16 protein-coding genes are annotated in these 17,562 nt (G+C 71.2%); 4 read left to right on the forward strand and 12 right to left on the reverse strand.

Features of this window, described 5'->3' with window-relative positions; translation table 11 throughout:
* The gene (locus M2157_RS07885; protein ID WP_280861084.1) at nt 1-483 is read right to left on the reverse strand and encodes a GNAT family N-acetyltransferase; all 483 of its coding nucleotides are present in this window, start codon (nt 481-483) and stop codon (nt 1-3) included.
* Nucleotides 484-534: 51 nt separating this feature from the next.
* Entirely contained in the window at nt 535-708 is a 174-nt protein-coding gene (locus M2157_RS07890) for a hypothetical protein (protein ID WP_106410006.1), read from the reverse strand.
* A gap of 479 nt (nt 709-1,187) precedes the next feature.
* Here M2157_RS07890 and M2157_RS07895 point away from each other — a divergent pair, with 479 nt between their 5' ends.
* Complete coding sequence (locus M2157_RS07895) at nt 1,188-1,583, forward strand: hypothetical protein (protein ID WP_280861085.1); 396 nt, start codon at nt 1,188-1,190, stop codon at nt 1,581-1,583.
* A gap of 25 nt (nt 1,584-1,608) precedes the next feature.
* Nucleotides 1,609-2,394, forward strand: coding sequence for an SDR family oxidoreductase (locus tag M2157_RS07900; protein WP_280864865.1), 786 nt, complete (start codon nt 1,609-1,611; stop codon nt 2,392-2,394).
* Between the two features lie 5 nt (nt 2,395-2,399).
* Here M2157_RS07900 and M2157_RS07905 read toward each other — a convergent pair whose 3' ends face one another.
* The 7 genes from M2157_RS07905 to M2157_RS07935 form a co-directional block, all read right to left on the reverse strand.
* On the reverse strand, nt 2,400-2,630 hold the full coding sequence (locus M2157_RS07905; protein WP_280861087.1) for a hypothetical protein: 231 nt from the start codon (nt 2,628-2,630) through the stop codon (nt 2,400-2,402).
* Between the two features lie 94 nt (nt 2,631-2,724).
* Entirely contained in the window at nt 2,725-4,242 is a 1,518-nt protein-coding gene (locus M2157_RS07910; protein WP_059210443.1) for an SDR family NAD(P)-dependent oxidoreductase, read from the reverse strand.
* Nucleotides 4,243-4,346: 104 nt separating this feature from the next.
* Nucleotides 4,347-5,675: a wax ester/triacylglycerol synthase family O-acyltransferase gene (locus tag M2157_RS07915; protein ID WP_266511326.1), complete on the reverse strand. Its 1,329-nt coding sequence runs from the start codon at nt 5,673-5,675 to the stop codon at nt 4,347-4,349.
* A 146-nt stretch (nt 5,676-5,821) separates the two neighbouring features.
* Nucleotides 5,822-8,440, reverse strand: coding sequence for a PA14 domain-containing protein (locus M2157_RS07920; protein ID WP_280864866.1), 2,619 nt, complete (start codon nt 8,438-8,440; stop codon nt 5,822-5,824).
* 147 nt (nt 8,441-8,587) lie between these two features.
* Complete coding sequence (gene glgC, locus M2157_RS07925; protein WP_280864867.1) at nt 8,588-9,808, reverse strand: glucose-1-phosphate adenylyltransferase; 1,221 nt, start codon at nt 9,806-9,808, stop codon at nt 8,588-8,590.
* A 49-nt stretch (nt 9,809-9,857) separates the two neighbouring features.
* Nucleotides 9,858-11,024, reverse strand: a complete 1,167-nt coding sequence (gene glgA / locus M2157_RS07930; protein ID WP_280861090.1) for a glycogen synthase — start codon at nt 11,022-11,024, stop codon at nt 9,858-9,860.
* Nucleotides 11,025-11,062: 38 nt separating this feature from the next.
* A complete protein-coding gene (locus M2157_RS07935) occupies nt 11,063-11,794 on the reverse strand; it encodes an IucA/IucC family C-terminal-domain containing protein (protein WP_280864868.1) in 732 nt (243 codons plus the stop codon).
* 228 nt (nt 11,795-12,022) lie between these two features.
* Between M2157_RS07935 and M2157_RS07940 the strand changes: the two genes are divergently transcribed.
* On the forward strand, nt 12,023-13,168 hold the full coding sequence (locus tag M2157_RS07940) for a DMT family transporter (RefSeq protein ID WP_280864869.1): 1,146 nt from the start codon (nt 12,023-12,025) through the stop codon (nt 13,166-13,168).
* On the opposite strand, the gene M2157_RS07945 is transcribed toward M2157_RS07940, so the two are convergent.
* Nucleotides 13,158-14,279: a transglycosylase family protein gene (locus tag M2157_RS07945; protein WP_280864870.1), complete on the reverse strand. Its 1,122-nt coding sequence runs from the start codon at nt 14,277-14,279 to the stop codon at nt 13,158-13,160. The two genes, M2157_RS07940 and M2157_RS07945, sit on opposite strands and share 11 nt — an antisense overlap.
* Nucleotides 14,280-14,542: 263 nt before the next feature.
* Between M2157_RS07945 and gndA the strand changes: the two genes are divergently transcribed.
* Nucleotides 14,543-15,982 carry an NADP-dependent phosphogluconate dehydrogenase gene (gene gndA / locus M2157_RS07950; protein ID WP_280861095.1) on the forward strand — a complete coding sequence of 480 codons (1,440 nt, stop codon included), beginning with the start codon at nt 14,543-14,545 and terminating at the stop codon, nt 15,980-15,982.
* 677 nt (nt 15,983-16,659) lie between these two features.
* Here the strand turns inward: gndA and M2157_RS07955 are convergent.
* Both M2157_RS07955 and panD read right to left on the reverse strand, forming a co-directional pair.
* Entirely contained in the window at nt 16,660-17,010 is a 351-nt protein-coding gene (locus M2157_RS07955) for a GNAT family N-acetyltransferase (RefSeq protein WP_280864871.1), read from the reverse strand.
* A 35-nt stretch (nt 17,011-17,045) separates the two neighbouring features.
* Complete coding sequence (gene panD / locus M2157_RS07960) at nt 17,046-17,465, reverse strand: aspartate 1-decarboxylase (RefSeq protein ID WP_266511303.1); 420 nt, start codon at nt 17,463-17,465, stop codon at nt 17,046-17,048.
* Between the last annotated feature and the right edge of the window lie 97 nt (nt 17,466-17,562).

A 17,562-nucleotide genomic window follows, 5' to 3' on the forward strand; every position in this document is an offset into this window, starting at 1 on the left:
CTAGAGGGCCTTGTACATGATGTGCAGCCCGACCCGCCCGTGCCGGGGGTGTTCGAAGGCGTCCGGCACGGTGCCGAGGATCGTGAAGCCGAGCGAGGTCCACAGCCGCACGGCCGGGTTGGTCTCGACGACGGCGTTGAAGACCATCCCCCGGTAGCCGTCGGCCGCGGCGGCGGCCAGGACGTGCTCGGCGAGGGTGCGGCCGATGCCGCGGCCGCCCTGGTCGGGGTCGACCATGAAGCCGGCGTTGGCGATGCGTCCCGCGGGACCGCCGTAGTTGGGAGTGACGTAGGCCGAGGCGACGAGGGCGCCGCTCTCGTCCTCGACGACGTAGACGCGCTTGGCCGGGTGCATCCACAGGGCGCGCGCTGCTTCTTCGGGGGTGCCGGGGTCCCAGGCGTAGGTCTCGCCCGCGGCCACGATCCGGTGCCAGAAAGGCCAGATCCGCGGCCAGTCCTCGGCCGCGGCTTCTCTGATCAGCATGGGCGTGAGTCTCGCACGCCCATGCCGTCGGCGATCGCGAAGGTCCTGCGGTCAGTCCACGCTGGGCAGGATGTGGGGCTCGGCGAGGTCGTCCTCGTAGCCCGCGAGACGGATGGGGGCGGAGCGCGCCCACACGTCGAGACTGCCGATGTCTCCGGGCCGTAGGCCCGCGCGCTCCGGGCGTTCCTTGGGGCGCTGTTCGCGATTCGTCTTCTCCGGTGTCACCGCGCACTCCTTATGTGTCGGGCTCACCCTCGGGACGTACCAGTGCAACCTACGGTCGGTGCCTGGACGTCCGCTCGGGTCTGGGTCGAGATCGGGTTCGGACGCGGTGGCGCCGGTAACTCAGCTGAGAGCAGGCCGTGGTGACCGACTTGTCCCGGGACGGACTGTGGGTGTGGGTGGGACCCCTTACTGCCGTCCGTCGGCTACAGATTAACCAGATGAGCGGAGGTCCGCTCGATAGGGGCTGAAAACAAGGCGTAACCATCGCGAGTCACCTAAGGTCTTTCGGCCATGTTCTGGGCCCGTTTGTCACTCGATGCGCGGTTTGAGAGTCACCCGACCGGCCTACACGCCCGCGCAGGCCTTCGACGGTCCGAAGCCACGCAGTTCAGGTCCTGTTGGCCAGAAAGCAAACCACCCATGATCTGCTGACGTGCGGCAACGGCTTGTCCCGCGGGTGGACTCGGGAGGACTGACGCATGGAGCTGCGCAGTGTCGAGGAGCTGATGGATCTGCTGTACGCCTGTCGGCACCAGCAGGCGTTGCGGACCGCCGCCCTGCTGCGCCGCAGCCGCCCCGCCGACAAGGAACTGCAGGTGGCGGGGCTGGTGCGGGACATCGGGCAGCTGCTGTCAGCCGCCGACGGCAGCGCCCGGGCCGAACGCGCGGCAGCGGCGGTACGCCCCCTGCTCGGCGAGCGCGTCGCCCACCTGGTCCGCCACCACGGCCCGACCTCCGACGACGACCTCTCGCGCCTGCGGGAGGCGGACGAGGAGAGCCGGGCCGTCGTCTTCGACGCCGGCGTCCTGGAGGACTGGCGCACCCTGCTGGAGCTGGTCGCGGCACGCAACTCCCGTCTCGGGGCTGTCGACTGACGGTCCGTCATGAGACGGTACGGCGATGACGCCTGGACTGCACGGCAGGGCCGCCCTGGTCACCGGGGCCACGCGCGGCATCGGAGCGGCCGTCGCCCGGCAGCTGGCCGACGCCGGGGCGCGGGTGTGTGTGACGGCCAGGGACGCGGACGAGGTCCGGCGGACCGCCGAGCAGCTCGGCGGCATCGGCCTTGCGGGGAGCGTCGCGGACCCGGAGCACGCACGGGCGGCCGTGGATCTCGCTCTCGGCGAGTTCGGCCGGCTCGACATCCTCGTCAACAACGCGGCGACGAATCAGCCGTACGGCCCCCTCATGGACGTGGATCCCCAGGCGTGGCGCGAGGCCTTCACCATCAATGTCGAGGCACCGCTGCGGCTGGTGCAGGCGGCGTGGCGGGGGTGGATGCGGGAGCACGGCGGGTCGGTGGTCAACGTCTGCACGGAGGGCGCCGGACACGTGGGGCCGAACGTCGGCGCGTACGGCACCAGCAAGGCCGCGCTGCTCCACCTCACCCGGCAGCTGGCGGGCGAGCTGGCCCCCCGGGTGCGGGTCAACTCCGTCTCTCCCGGTCTCGTACGGACGGAGATGGCGCGGTTCGTGTGGGAGAAGGGCCCCGTGGAACTGCCCCTGGGGCGGATCGGTGAGCCCGAGGACATCGGGCGGGCCGTGGTGTGGCTCGCGTCCGACGCGGCCGAGTGGATCACCGGGGCGGATCTGCTGGTGGACGGGGGCACACGGGTGCGGGCGGCGCACCCGGGCGGGTACGCCGTCCATGACCGGCTGCGGTCGTACGCCCCGCCGCCCTCATGACGGCGTCACGGGAACAGGGCGATGCCCATGAGGACGATCAGGCACGCGAAGACGACGAACGCGATCATTCCCCAGCTCCAGGGGTGCCTGATCGGGTCGGAGGGACCTCCGCGGGGCCGGTCCTCCGGGAGCTCGTGCTGGAGCGGACGGTCGCTCGCGTAGAACTCCTCGTCGGTCGGGTAGCGGTTGCGCGGATCGTTGAAGGCGCGCGGATCGATGCTGTGTGGACGTGCCATGACAACTCCTGGCAGAGAACCTTCCGGGCCCCGGGTTCCCCGTCGGCGGCGGCCCACACGTCAGGGCCGCCGGCCGAGCGTCAGTGCCGCGGCCTCACCACTTGCCGGGCGCGTAGTCCTTCAGGAAGACCCCGTACACGTCCTCGCCGTCCTCGCCGCGCACGATCGGGTCGTAGACGCGGGCCGCGCCGTCGACCAGGTCGAGGGGCGCGTGGAAGCCCTCCTCGGCGAGGCGGAGCTTGTCGTAGTGGGGGCGTTCGTCGGTGATCCAGCCGGTGTCGACCGAGGTCATGAGGATGCCGTCGGTCTGGAACATCTCCTGGGCGCTGGTCCGCGTGACCATGTTCATCGCGGCCTTGGCGGCGTTGGTGTTGGGGTGGCCCGCGCCCTTGTAACCGCGGCCGAAGACGCCCTCCATCGCCGAGACGTTCACGACGTAGGCGCGTCCGCTCCCGGCCTTCTTCGCGGCGTCGGCCATGGCCGGGCGCAGCGCGCTGATCAGGATGAACGGTGCCGTGTAGTTGCACAGCTGGGTCTCGAGCAGCTCCACCGGGGAGATCTGCTCGATCGTCTGGACCCACGTGTTGCTGTCGACGACGTCCGGGACCAGGCCACCGGCGTCGATGGCGGTGCCGTCCAGGTGCCGGGCCACGCTGGCGTTGCCCGCGACCAGGGCGAGGTCGGCGATCTGCTGCGCGTCGAGGCCGGAGATCCCGGCGGGCAGGGAGGCGAGTCCGTCGACCGCGCCGGAGCCGAAGGCGCCGATGACGTGGTGGGCGGGGAGCTCACCGGCGGGCAGCGGGGCGCTCTCGCCGTCGACCAGGGCGGCGTAGGCGGAGGGCAGCCGTCGTACGGTCTGCGTCGCGTTGTTGACGAGGATGTCGAGCGGGCCCGCCTCGGTGACCTGCTCGGCGAGGGCCACGGCCTGCGCCGGGTCCCGCAGGTCGATGCCGACGACCTCCAGGCGGTGGATCCAGTCCGCCGAGTCGTCCATGGCCTTGAAACGGCGGATGGCGTCCTTCGGGAAGCGCGTGGTGATCGTGGTGTGCGCGCCGTCGCGCAGCAGCCTCAGCGCGATGTACATGCCGATCTTGGCGCGGCCGCCGGTGAGCAGGGCGCGCTTGCCGGTGAGGTCGGCGCGCACGTCGCGCTTGGCGCGGTTCAGGGCGGCGCAGTCCGGACAGAGCTGGTGGTAGAAGTAGTCGACCTCGACGTACCGGGTCTTGCAGGTGTAGCAGGAGCGCGGGCGCTGGAGTATCCCCGCGATCCGGCCCTCCTCGGTGACCGACGACGGCAGGATGCCCTCGGTCTCGTCGTCGATGCGCTGGGCGGAGCCGGTCGCCGTGGCCTCCGTGACCGCCTTGTCGTGGGCGGTCTTGGCGGCCCGGCGCTCCTGCCGGCGGCGCTGCTTCACGGTGCGGTAGACCCCGGCGGTGGCCCGGCGCACGGCGATCGCGTCGGGGTGGTCGACCTCCAGCTTGTCGAGCTCGTCGAGCACGCTGAGGCAGACGGCCAGCCGCTCCGGGTCGATGCCGGGGCCGTGCACGACCTCGTCACCGGGCCCGCGCACGACCTCGTCCATGGTCGCCGAGCCGTCCTCTGTCACCGTCATCGCGCTGCCGTTTCCCTGGTCACCCGAGCGGCGCGTGGGCCGCGTCCGCTTGTCGAACGCGGAATTTTACTTCAGCGCCGGGCCTGACCCGCAATCCGGAACGATCAAGAACCGCAGGCAGCCAGCAGTTCCTTCACCTCCTCGGACAGCGCCCGGGCGAAGAGGTCCAGGTCAGGCACGGCTTCGGCGTCCGCCACGAGGCCGTAGTGGACCTGTCCCCGGTACGTCGAGATCGCGACCGCGAGGGACTGGCCGCGGGCGAGCGGGGCGAAGGGGTAGACCTCGGTGACCGGGTTGCCGCCGAGCTTCAGGCCGATGCCGGGCAGCGGGACGCTGGTGACGAGGATGTCGAACCAGAGCCGGGCGCCCTGACCGGCCAGGGGCCCGCCGAGGCGGTGGCCGAGGGCCGGGACGTGGTCGGCGAGCAGGGCGACGGCGCCCGCGCCGCGGTTGGAGCCGGCGTCCTTGTTGCGGTCCATGGCCATGCGGACCGTGTCCAGGCGGCCCAGCGGGTCGGGGTCGCCGACCGGAAGCCGCATCAGGTACCCGGAGAGCCGGTTGCCCTGCGGGTGCGCGGTGCGCGGACGGCGCTTGGAGACGGGGATCAGGGCGCGGGGCGCCACGCCCGCACTGCCGTCCCCCCGCTCGTCCAGCCAGCGGCGCAGCGCGCCCGCGACAACGGCGATCAGGACGTCGTTGACGGTGCCGCCCCGGGTCTTGCGGACGCGGTGCACGTCGTCGAGGTCGACGACGACTCCGGCGGTGCGGCGGGTGCCGCTCGGCTCGGACACGAGGGCGGCCGAGGAGCTCACACCCACGCAGGACAGGGCGACGGACGCGCCGATGTCGAGGGCGCGGCCCAGGTCGGAGACGGCGGACCGGACGAGCCCGGGCAGCTTGCGCACGTCCGGGAGCAGGGCCTTCGCGGGCTCCGCGGGGCGCGGCTTGCGCACGGGCAGGTCCATCGGGTCCAGGACCGCGGCGGCGAGCGTCAGGGCCCGCAGTCCGTCGGCCAGGGCGTGGTGGAACTTGAAGAGCACGGCGAAGGAGACCCCGTCCTCCCCCGGCAGCACATGCGCCTCCCACGGCGGCCGTTCGCGGTCGAGCGGCCGCTGCATGAGCCGGCCGGCCTCGGTGTGGAAGTCCGCCGTCGGGGCGTGCAGCAGGACGTGGCGGAGCGGGTCGAAGTCCGGGTCGGGTACGCGGGCGGCTCCCCCGAAGGCGTACGGGAAGCCGAGCGGCCACACGTCCCGGATCCGCATCCTGAGGCCGGGCACGGCGGCGGCCCGGCCCGCGAGCAGATCGGCCGCGTGCGCGCCGGCGGTGGGCGAGTGTGCCGTGAAGACGCCGAGCGCTCCCAGGTGCATCGGGTGCTCGGCGGATTCCATGTTCCAGAACGCCAGGTCGAGAGGGGCGAGCAGGTCAGAAGTCAATGGCTTGCCTCGCGTCGACAACGGGTGGGCCAGCAGTCAATCGCCCTACGGCGATTACGGTCAAGTACGATCAAGCTACGCACAGTTAACAACAGATTAAGTCCCGCCCCCAGTTGAAAGGGGCGGGACACATGGGGCGAATGTAATCATCCGTCGGTTGCCGCACACCCCGCCGGCATCGCCCGGGACGCGTCCCGGATCAGGGCTCGGTGCGCGGCCCTGACCCGCTCGGCGTCCGGTTTGAGGACCTTGCGGTCGTAGGTGAGCAGCCCGTTCAGCTCACCCTCGACGTCCGTGATCTGGGTGTAGACGGCCCCGTTGCCGCCCCGGCAGGCCAGGGCCCGCACCTCGTCGAGCCTGGCCAGATAGTCGTCGGTGTAGGTCGCCGGATCGACGTCGACGTACGACTGCTGGACGGACCAGGCGTGCCCGGGAACCGCCAGGCCCAGGCCACCGTACTCGCCGCTGACCAGGGCGCGTCTGCCGTCCGGGTGAGCCGGCAGGGCGGGACTGGGATAGCCGTGCTCGTCCATGATGTCGCCGGCGTTGCCGTCGGCGCCGAGGTTGAGGCCCGACTGGTTGTTGACCAGGCGGGTCGGGTCCCAGGCCTTCGCCTGTTCGGCGATCCGGCCGATGTCGTACTGGCCCCAGCCCTCGTTGAAGGTCACCCACATGACGACCGACGGACTGCTGATGTGCTCGTCGATCATCTGCTTCATCTCGAGCTCGTACTCGGCGCGGGCGGCGGGACCCGGATTCACCCCCGCGGTCATCGCGGGCATGTCCTGCCACACCATCAGGCCCAGCCGGTCGGCCCAGTAGAACCAGCGGTCGGGCTCGACCTTGATGTGCTTGCGCACGGCGTTGAAGCCGAGCTTCTTGTGCACCTTCAGGTCGTACGCCAGGGCTTCGTCGGTGGGCGCGGTGTGCAGGCCGTCGGGCCAGAAGCCCTGGTCGAGGGTGGCCATCATGAAGACGGGCTCGCCGTTGAGGACGGTGCGCGGGGTGCCGTTGACGTTCTCGACGGTGATGGAGCGCATCCCGAAGTAGCTGCCGACGCGATCGGCACCGACGGTCACCTTCAGGCCGTACAGGAACGGATCGTCCGGCGACCACAGGCGCGGGTTCTCGACGGTCAGGGTCAGCGGTCCGCCGGTGCGCCCGCGGGCCGTCGCGACCTTCCGCTTTCCGTCGTACGCCGTCGCCGTGATCGGTACGCCGTCCCGGACACCCTGTGCCTCGACCGTCAGCCGGTCGGCGGAGACGTCGGGGGTCAGTTCGAGGGAGCCGACGTGGTCGGGGGCGACCGGCTCCATCCAGACGGTCTGCCAGATCCCGGAGGACGGGGTGTACCAGATACCGCTCGGGTCGAGACGCTGCTTGCCGAGGGGCGGGTTCTCGCCGTCGGCCGCGTCGGTGGGGTCGTACACGCCGACGATCAGTTCCTGGGTGCGGCCGGGCTTCAGCGCGTGGGTGATGTCGGCGCCGAACTTGTCGTAGCCGCCGGTGTGTTCGGCGACCTTGCTCCCGTTGACGTACACCTCGGACCGCCAGTCGACCGCCCCGAAGTTGAGCTGGAGGCGCTTGCCGGAGCCGATGCGCCAGTCGGCCGGGACGGTGAAGGTGCGGCGGTACCACATGCGGTCCTCGTGTCGTTCCAGGCCGGAGAGCTGTGACTCCACGGGGTACGGGACGAGGATGCGCTCGGCCAGGTTCCTGCCCACCGGCGGCTGTTCACCGGCCTCGGCGGCGGCGAACTGCCAGCGGCCGTTGAGGTTCCGCCAGTCGTCACGGGTCAACTGCGGGCGCGGGTACTCGGGATGGGCGTTGTCCGGTCCCACCTCGTCGGCCCACTTCGTGCGCAGTTCGTACATCGAGCGATTGGGTCCGCTGCTCCAGAACGCGCTGACAACGTTGCCGTCGGCACTGGTGAGCCCGCCTTCGCCGTCGTAGCGGAGGTCGGCTGTGCCGGGCGCGGTGCCGGTCCTGTTGCCCACGACGGGTTCGGCGAGGGTGACGAGCAGGACACGGGGGTCTTCCGGGTCCGGTTTCGCCGTGCCCAAGGGCCACTTGGCGCCGCCGATCACCGCCTGGAAGTGGTCGGTGAGCGCGGCCGGAGGTGCGGCGAGGGGCTGGGCGAAGTCGAGCTTCAGGGTGCGGCCGGTGGCGAGGACGGTGGTCGCGAGGGGGCCGTCGTAGTCGTAGCCCTCGGGCAGCCGGAACGCCGACTGCGGAACGGCCTCCTTGGTTCCGCCCGGCTGGACCCAGCGCAGGTGGAGGTTGGAGCCGCCGTAGTGCTCGAAGTACTCGACCTTGATGTCGTAGGACTCGCCGGCGGTCAACTCGACGGGCTGCGCGGTCTGTTCGCGGTCCCAGTCGTCGACCCAGTGGTCGATGAGGAGCTGTCCGCCGATCCAGAGGCGGAAGCCGTTGTCGCCGATGACCGAGAAGGTGTGGGGTCCGGAGGCCGCCGGCACCAGCCTGCCGGTCCAGCGGACGCTGACGTCGTCCGAGCGGCCGGTCGCGGCGGCCAGCCGGGGCTCCAGGTTGTCGAAGTCGAGGTGCGGGTCGAAGGTGGTCGCCCTGAGCTCGTGGAAGTCGAAGGCGCCGGGGGCGGACTGCCTGTAGTACTCGCCCTTGAGACCACGGGCTTCGACGGGAGCGTCGGCCAGTGCGGGGGCCGCGCTCAGACCGGCGAGACCGATGAGGGCGGCGAAGAGTAACGCCAGCCGGGCTCTGAGACGGGTGATGTACCTGCTGTGCACGGAAGCCTCCATAACAACGTTGTCATGGGCAGGAGTTGGCATGACAACACGGAATCCGGCTTCCGTCCAGGGACATGACAAGTTCGCGAGGTGAGCATGAAGTCCACAGCCCGGCGGCACCCGCCACCGGGCCGGCCCCACCGCCGGTCAGGACACCAGCTGTCCCTTCCCGAGCGCGATCACCCCGCCCTTGGACACGGTGTACAGCTCCGCGTCCCGCTCCGGGTTCACGCCGATCGTCGCGCCCGGCGGGACCTCGACGTTCTTGTCGAGGACGGCGCCGCGGACCACCGCGCCCCGCCCGATCTTGACGTTGTCGTGCAGCACCGAGCCCTGGACCACGGCCCCCGGGTCGACCAGGACACCGGGCGAGAGCACGGACCGGGTGACCTGGCCCCGGATCAGGCAGCCCGCGCTGATGATGGACTCGCTGGCGATGCCTCCGGAGTTGAAGCGGGCCGGGGAGAGCTGGCCGGAGTGGGTGTAGATGGGCCACTGCCGGTTGTAGAGGTTGAAGGCGGGGCGCTCGGCGATCAGGTCCATGTGGGCGTCGTAGTAGGCGTCCAGGGTTCCCACGTCGCGCCAGTAGCCGCGGTCGCGGGTGGTCTCGCCGGGGACGTGGTTGGCGCTGAAGTCGTAGAGCTGGGCCTCGCCGCGCTCGGTGAGCTGCGGCAGGATCGAGCCGCCCATGTCGTGGACGGAGTGCTCGTCCTCGGAGTCCCGCTGGAGCGCCTCGATCAGGGCCTTGGTGGTGAAGATGTAGTTGCCCATCGAGGCGAACACGCTCTCCGGGTCGTCCGCCAGCCCCGGCGGGTCGGCGGGCTTCTCCAGGAAGCTTTCCACCGTGAGGCCGTCCGAGCCCGGGGCGATCACCCCGAACGAGGGGGACTCGGAGCGTGGGACACGGATCCCGGCCACCGTCACGCCCGCGCCGGACTCGATGTGCTGCGCGAGCATCTGGCGCGGGTCCATGCGGTACACGTGGTCGGCGCCGAAGACCGCGACGTACTCGGGGCGCTCGTCGTAGAGCAGGTTCAGGGACTGCAGGATCGCGTCCGCGCTGCCCAGATACCAGCGCGGTCCCAGGCGCTGCTGGGCCGGCACCGGCGTGATGTAGTTGCCGAGCAGGCTCGACATCCGCCAGGTGGTCGTGATGTGCCGGTCGAGCGAGTGCGACTTGTACTGCGTGAGCACGCAGATGCGCAGGATGTCGCCGTTGACGAGGTTGGACAGGACGAAGTCGACGAGACGATACGTCCCTCCGAAGGTGACCGCCGGTTTGGCGCGGTCGGTGGTCAAGGGCATCAGGCGTTTGCCTTCTCCGCCCGCGAGTACGATGCCGAGCACCGAAGGTCCGCCACGACGCATGGCCGCTCTCCTCACCCTGGTTTGACCCATCACTGCCCTTGCGAGGGGCCTAGTACGCCTGTTTGAGGATCTCCTCGTAGAGCCGGACCGTGCGCCGCGCGACGGCATCCCAGCCGAACTCGCCCACCGCGCGCTCACGTCCCGCCTCGCCCATCCGCCGCGCGGTCTCCGGATCGCCGATCACGGAGTCGAGTGCCCTGGCGAGGCCCGTCTCGAACGCGTCGTCCACGGTGACGAGCAGGCCGGTCCTGCCGTCGTCCACGACCTCCGGGATACCGCCGACCCGTGAGGCCACCACGGGGGTTCCGCAGGCCATCGCCTCCAGGTTGACGATGCCGAGGGGTTCGTACACCGAGGGGCAGACGAAGACGGCCGCGTGGGTCAGGAGCTGGATCACCTCGGGGCGCGGCAGCATCTGCGGGATCCAGTGGACGCCCTCGCGGACCCGGCTCAGCTCCTCGAAGAGCTCACGGAACTCACGGTCGATCTCGGGAGTGTCCGGCGCGCCCGCGCACAGCACGACCTGCGCGGCCGGGTCGATGTCCCGGACCGCGCGCATCAGGTGCGGCACGCCCTTCTGGCGGGTGATACGGCCGACGAACAGCACGAACGGACGATCACGGTCCAGTCCGATCCGGTCCAGTACGTCGGTGCCGTGGTCGGGCCGGTACAGGGCGGTGTCGATGCCGTTGTGCACGATGTGGACCTTGGCCGGATCCAGCGCCGGATAGCAGCCGAGGATGTCCTCGCGCATGGCTCCCGACACGGCGATCACCGCGTCGGCGGTCTCGATCGCGGTGCGCTCGGCCCAGCTGGAGAGGGCGTACCCGCCGCCGAGCTGCTCGGCCTTCCAGGGGCGCAGGGGCTCCAGGGAGTGGGCGGTCATCACGTGCGGGATGCCGTGCAGCAGCTTGCCGAGGTGGCCGGCGAGATTGGCGTACCAGGTGTGCGAGTGGATCAGTTCGCGGCCTTCGAGGCCCGCGGCCATGGAGAGGTCCACGGAGAAGGTGCGCAGCGCGTCGTTGGCGGTGTCGAGCGCGGACCAGGGCCGGTGCCGGATCACGCCCGCCGCTCTCTCCTTGGCCGACACCTCGCCCCAGCAGTGCACGTCCAGGTCGACGAGGGACCTCAACTCCCGGGCGAGGAACTCGACATGGACACCGGCACCGCCGTACACGTCCGGCGGGTACTCCCGGGTCAGCAGGCCCACACGCACCCGGAACCCCCTGTCTCATGGCTGGTTGGCTTTCATGGTCACCCAGATGCGCCGCGCGGGGAAGGGCGCGGGGCTCGTGTGAAGCAACAGTCACCACATACGCCACCTTCCGGCACCCGGTAGTACAGACAGCAGCTGAGGCGGCGGAAAGCGGTGCCGGTGAGCGTGCCGGTCCCGGCGAGGAGGGGGTGGGCGAGGAGTTCCGAGGCCAGGTCACGGGCGCGGGCGGAGAGGTCGGGACGGTGGCCCAGCTGACGGGCGGCGCCCGCGAGGGCCGAGGCTGCGTTGCCCCACAGCAGTCCGGTGGCGAGCCGGTACTCGGCGTGCAGCGCCGCCGTGAGCGGTTCGAGGTGGCCGTGCAGGACGACGTCGGCGATGGTCCCGGCATCGGCCGGCAGAGGCTCCACGGCATCCAGCCACAGGTCGTCCGGGGCGCTCGCGTCGGGGTCCCAGTGCAGCCGACGCGGCGACAGGTCGGGGATCCGGCCGTACAGGGCCGCGCAGCCGAGCGCCACCGACCACAGCCGGGCCGCGAGGCCCTGTTGGGCGATGGAGGCCGCGATCCGGGGTTCGGGGGCGCGCAGGGCGCGGGCGACCTTCCGGACTCGGAAAGTCAGGGTATTTCCATAAACTTCCGACGCCTGGTGCTCGTAGACTTGTGCGAGGGTCGGCAGCGCCGGGCGCGCTGTCCCGGAAGTGCCGCCGATCGTCCGTAGTACGAAGAAGGCGCCGAGCGGTCGCAGCGCCGCGAGATCAGGGTCCAGGTCCACGACCAGCAGTAGTACCAGGACCCGTAGGGGTACCCAGCAGGGGCCCTCCACCCCGTGTCACCCGCCTTGGGGAGGACACGGACCCTTTTGTACTCCATCGGCAGTAGGACCCATTGCCTGCTCAGGTACGACGACGGGAAGAACTTTTCCCGGCATCGTGTTGGTCATGGAAGACGACCGTTCGTCGCGCCGGGCAGCCAGCCCCCGCCTCACGCAGAGGAGCAGCTCATGAGTGCCCTCGCGTTGTCCGTGCTCCTCTCCCTCGTCTCCGCCGTCGCCTACGCGGGCGGAGCGATCGTGCAGGAACAGGTCGCGGTGTCGCACCCGGACGAGCAGTTCGCACCGCTGCGCCGGCCGAGCTGGTGGGCGGCGGTCGCGCTGAACGGCCTCGGTGGACTGCTGCACGTGGTGGCGCTCGCCTACGGCCCCCTCAGCCTGGTCCAGCCGCTGGGCGCCCTGACGATCGTGTTCGCACTGCCGATGGCCGCGCTGTTCGTCGGCCGCAGGGCCGGAGCCACCGCCTGGCGGGGCGCGATCATGGCGACGGTGGGTCTGGCCGGTCTGCTCTCCCTGGTCGGCGCGTCCGACGCACAGTCCCTGAGCGCGGCTCAGCGAGTGTTCGCCGGTCTGGTGACGGCCGCCGCGGTGGTCGCGCTGATGATCGCGGGCCGGGCCGCGCACCGGCACCCGGTGGTGCGCAGCGTGCTGCTCGCGACCGCGTCCGGCATAGCGTTCGGTATGTCCTCCGTGTTCACCAAGACGGTCGCCGTCGACTGGAGCGGTGGCGTGTCGGGGGCGGACCTGCCCTCGCTGGCCGCGATCGGCGTCCTGGCGACGGCCGGGCTGATGCTGTCGCAGGCGTCCTACCGCGGCGCCGGTCTCGCGGCCCCGCTGGCGACGCTGACGGTCGTGAACCCGGTGGTGGCGGCAGCGGTCGGCATCACGATGTTCGGAGAAACCTTCCGCTACGGCACCACGGGTACCGCGCTCGCCCTGAGCTGCGGTGTGGTGGCGGCCGGCGGCCTGATCCTGCTGACGACGGAGCGGATCCAGCGCACCCACGCCGAGCCGGAGCCCGCGGCGCCCGTCCTCGACGGCGAGGGCGGCTTCGTCCCGGCACCCGCCGAGGAGCCGGCGGCGGCCCTCCTGCGCGAGGCCGTACTCGTCGACGAGGTCGCCGCCCTGCGCGAGGAGATGCTCGTCCCGGCCCCCGCAGCCTCGGCGGCCGCCGAGGCGGCACTGCCGGACGGCACCTCCGACGAGCTCCTGGAGAAGCTGGGCGACGAGCCCCCGGCGTACTACGGCCCCTTCTACGGCGCCGCGTACATCCCGGTGCCGGTCCTGGACCGGCACCGCACCCGTGTCAAATCCTGATGCCGCCGGCCCTGAGATACGCCACCGGGTCGATGTCGGAACCGAAGCCGGGCCCCGTCCGCACCTCGAAGTGCAGATGCGGGCCCGAGCTGTTGCCGGTGGAGCCCGAGCGGCCGATGCGCTGCCCGCCGCCCACGCTCTGCCCGGACTTCACGGAGATCGCGGACAGGTGGGCGTACTGCGTGTAGCGGCCGTCGGCGTGCCGGATCACCACCTGGTAGCCGAAGGAGCCTCCCCACCCCGAGGTGACGACCTTCCCGGCCGCGACCGCCTTCACGGACGTCCCGGTGGGCACCGCGAAGTCGACGCCCGTGTGGTAGCCCTTCGACCAGGCGGAGCCCGCCTTGCGGTAGGGGGTGCCGAGGGAGGCGTTCACGGGGGCGACCAGGCCGGTGTCCGAGGCCTTCTCGGTCTTCTCCGCGGTGTCGGAGGAGGTCTTCCTCGTCGACGTCCGGTCGGTGGTGGTGGTCGTTCCGGCGGTGGCGCGCACCTTGAGCCGCTGACCGGGCAGGATCAGGTCGGGGTCGGCACCGATGGTGCTCCGGTTGGCGGCGTACAGCCCCCGCCAGCCGCCCCTGACCTTCTGGGCGTCGGCGATCCGGGAGAGCGAGTCGCCGCGGACCACGGTGTACATCTCGGCGGACCCGGCCCGCGACTGCGGGGTGGTCTGCGGCTGTACGTCCGGTACGGAGGCCGTCCTCGTCGTGAGGGGATCGACGTCCGGAGCGGAGCCGTCGCGGATGAGCCCGGCCCGCACCGAGCAGGCCGGCCAGGCGCCCGGTCCCTGTCCGTCCAGCACCTTCTCCGCCACGGCGATCTGCTGGTCCCTGGTGGCCAGATCCGCCCGTGCCGCGTACCGGGTGCCGCCGTAGGCCTCCCAGGTGGACTGGGTGAACTGGAGCCCGCCGTAGTAGCCGTTGCCGGTGTTGATGCTCCAGTTGTTGCTGGACTCGCACGCGGCGACCTTGTTCCAGGTGTCCACGTCGGCCGCATGGGCGGTGCCGGTGCCGATGAGCGGGACCGCGATGCCGACGCCACCGGCGGTGACCGTGAGCGAGGCGCGGTTGATCCTGTTCGGCTGATACCGGCGGTGCCGGCCGCGTACGGCCATGGAGGCCTCCCCCTACAACATGCGTCAGGAGGGGCAAAAGTAAGCGCCGCGAACAGGCCATGACAAGACGGCAACCAGCCGCGTGGGGGCGCGCGTCGGACCGGCGTCCCCGGCTGAACGCAACGAGGCGCCCGAACCGTATCCCTGGTGTGCGGACAGTCCCCCGACAGGCCAGGATGACCGGTGGACGATACTGACAAGCACGACCGGCAGCAGCGATCGATGACCTACGCGATCCACAGGATCTTTTGGGAGCAGGCGGTATGAGCACAACAGCGCAGATCGGCGTCACGGGCCTCGCGGTCATGGGCCGCAACCTGGCCCGCAACTTCGCCCGCAACGGCTATACGGTCGCCCTGCACAACCGGACCGCGTCGCGCACGCACGCCCTGGTCGAGGAGTTCGGCAGCGAGGGCGACTTCATCGCGGCCGAGACCGCCAAGGAGTTCGTGGCCGCGCTGGAGCGGCCGCGCCGGCTGGTCATCATGGTGAAGGCCGGTGAGCCGACCGATGCGGTGATCCAGGAGTTCGCGCCGCTGCTCGAGCCCGGCGACATGATCATCGACGGCGGCAACGCGCACTTCGCGGACACCCGGCGCCGGGAGCGGGACCTGCGCGAGCAGGGCATCCACTTCGTCGGCATGGGCGTCTCCGGCGGCGAGGAGGGCGCGCTGCACGGACCGAGCATCATGCCGGGCGGCCCGAGGGAGTCGTACGACTCTCTCGGCCCGATGCTGGAGAAGATCTCCGCGAAGGCGGCGGACGGGGCGCCCTGCGTGACGCACGTCGGTCCCGACGGAGCCGGGCACTTCGTGAAGATGGTCCACAACGGCATCGAGTACGCCGACATGCAACTCATCGGCGAGGCGTACCAGTTGCTGCGGGACGTGGCCGGATACTCCCCCGCCCAGATCGCTGACATCTTCCGCACCTGGAACACGGGCCGGCTGGACTCGTACCTGATCGAGATCACGGCCGAGGTGCTCTCCCACGTGGACGCGGCGACGGGCAAGCCGTTCGTGGACGTCGTGGTGGACCAGGCGGAGCAGAAGGGCACGGGCCGCTGGACCGTGCAGATCGCCCTGGACCTGGGTGTCCCCGTGTCGGGCATCGCGGAGGCGGTCTTCGCGCGGTCCCTGTCGGGTCACGCGGAGCTGCGGGAGGCGTCCCGCGGTCTCGCCGGGCCCAAGGCGTCCCCGCTGTCGGAGGCGGAGGCCGGGGCCTTCGCGGACCGTGTCGAGCAGGCGCTGTACGCCTCGAAGATCGTGTCGTACACGCAGGGCTTCCACGAGATCGCGGCCGCCCGTGAGGAGTACGACTGGGACATCGACCTGGGTGCCGTCTCGGCGATCTGGCGCGGCGGCTGCATCATCCGCGCGGCCTTCCTCGACCGCATCCGGTCCGCTTACGACACCCGCGCGGACCTGCCCAGCCTGCTCTCCGACGACACCTTCGCCCAGGAGATCGCCGACGCCCAGGACGACTGGCGCGAGGTCATCATCGCGGCGACCCGCCAGGGTGTGCCGACGCCCGGCTTCGCGGCGGCGCTGGCCTACTACGACGCGCTGCGCGCCGAGCGGCTGCCTGCGGCGCTCACGCAGGGGCAGCGGGACTTCTTCGGGGCGCACACGTACCGGCGCACGGACCGCGACGGTTCCTTCCACACGCTGTGGGGCGGTGACCGGTCCGAGGTGACGGGCTGAGCGTCGCCCTGACGTGGAGGAGGGCCACCGTTCGGTGGCCCTCCTCCACTGTGTTCACGTTGGTCGCCGTCAGCTGAGCGGTGGTCCCGGCTCCGGGTTCGGTACCGGTTCAGGGCCCGGCGGGACCGGGGACGGCGACGGGTCGGGGACCGGGCCCGGACCTGGGCCCGGTCCCGGCGACGGGTCCGGGTCCGGGGGTGACGGGGGCTCCGGGGTGGGGCCCGGCGGCGTGGGGACCGGGCCGGGGCCCGGAGTGGGACCCGGTGGGACGGGATCGGGGTACGGGTTGGTCATGAGGTCCTCCAGCCAGTCGGTCGACGTCGGCTCTGGACTACTCCCCGCGTACCCGTGAGCCCTCCCGCCAGTCACCCACCCGCGTGACGGGCGTGGCCCGCGTGGGTGTGCTCGGGGTGCGGGGGAGGGTCTCGACGCGCGGTGCGGTGGGGCGGGGCCCGGTGCGACGCGGCCCGGAGCGACGCGATGCGGCCCGGTGCGACGCGGACCGGAGCGACGCGATGCGGCCCGGTGCGACGCGATGCCACCCGGCGAGACGCAGCCCAAAGCGACGCGATGCCACCCGGCGAGACGCGGACCGGAGCGACGCGATGCGGCGCGGCCCTATGGGGCCCGGTGGGGTGCGCGAGGTCGGCGTGACCGTGGCTTTCGGACCCGCCCGCTCAGAAGCCCTCGGGGTTGGCCGCCAGCCACTCCCGCGCCGCGCGGAGCAGTTCCGGGCCGGCCGCCGGGGCCTCGTCGGGGTGGCGCTCGGCCCACTTGACGACGTACGGGCAGAGCGGGGCGACGGTGCTGCCCTCGCGAGCCGCGATGGTGTAGAGCTCGCGGGCCAGGGAGCCCGCGATGCCCTGTCCCTCGTGGGCCGGTTCGACGATGGTGTGGACCGGGACCAGGGCGCGCGCCGGGGATTCGAGGACGAAGTACTGGATGTGGCCGACGACTTCGCCTCCCCCGGAACCGAGGGCCTCCAGCCGGCCGGCCTGTCGGTCGTCGCGGATCTCTATGTCGCTCATGGGCACGCTCCTGGTCCGAAGGTCGTCGAGCAGGGTCAGGCCGACACCGCCTGCGGGCTGCGCTCCTGGTCCGAACCCGGCACCGGCTCGGACAGGTCGGCCCCCAGCGCCACGATGCGGTTGTCGTGGTCCACGTGCACGACCCGGGGTACGAGCGCCCGCGCCTCGGCGTCGGTCACCTGAGCGTAGCTGATGATGATCACCAGATCCCCGGGGTGGACGAGATGAGCGGCGGCACCGTTGATGCCGATCACGCCGGAGCCGCGCTCACCCTCGATGACGTACGTCTCGAGCCGGGCGCCGTTGGTGATGTCGACGATGTGGACGAGCTCACCGGGCAGCAGATCGGCGGCGTCGAGGAGATCCGCGTCGATGGTCACCGATCCCACGTAGTGCAGGTCGGCCTGGGTGACGGTGGCCCGGTGGATCTTGGACTTGTGCATGGTACGCAGCATTCTGGACTCCCAAGAGACGGCTCCCTGCCCGCTTTATGCAGGTCAAGGGCGCTCAGCAGCGTACACCGGCACGGGTTGAACCCGAAGAGTGAGGAAC

The organism is Streptomyces sp. SAI-127 (assembly GCF_029894425.1).
Lineage (GTDB): Bacteria > Actinomycetota > Actinomycetes > Streptomycetales > Streptomycetaceae > Streptomyces.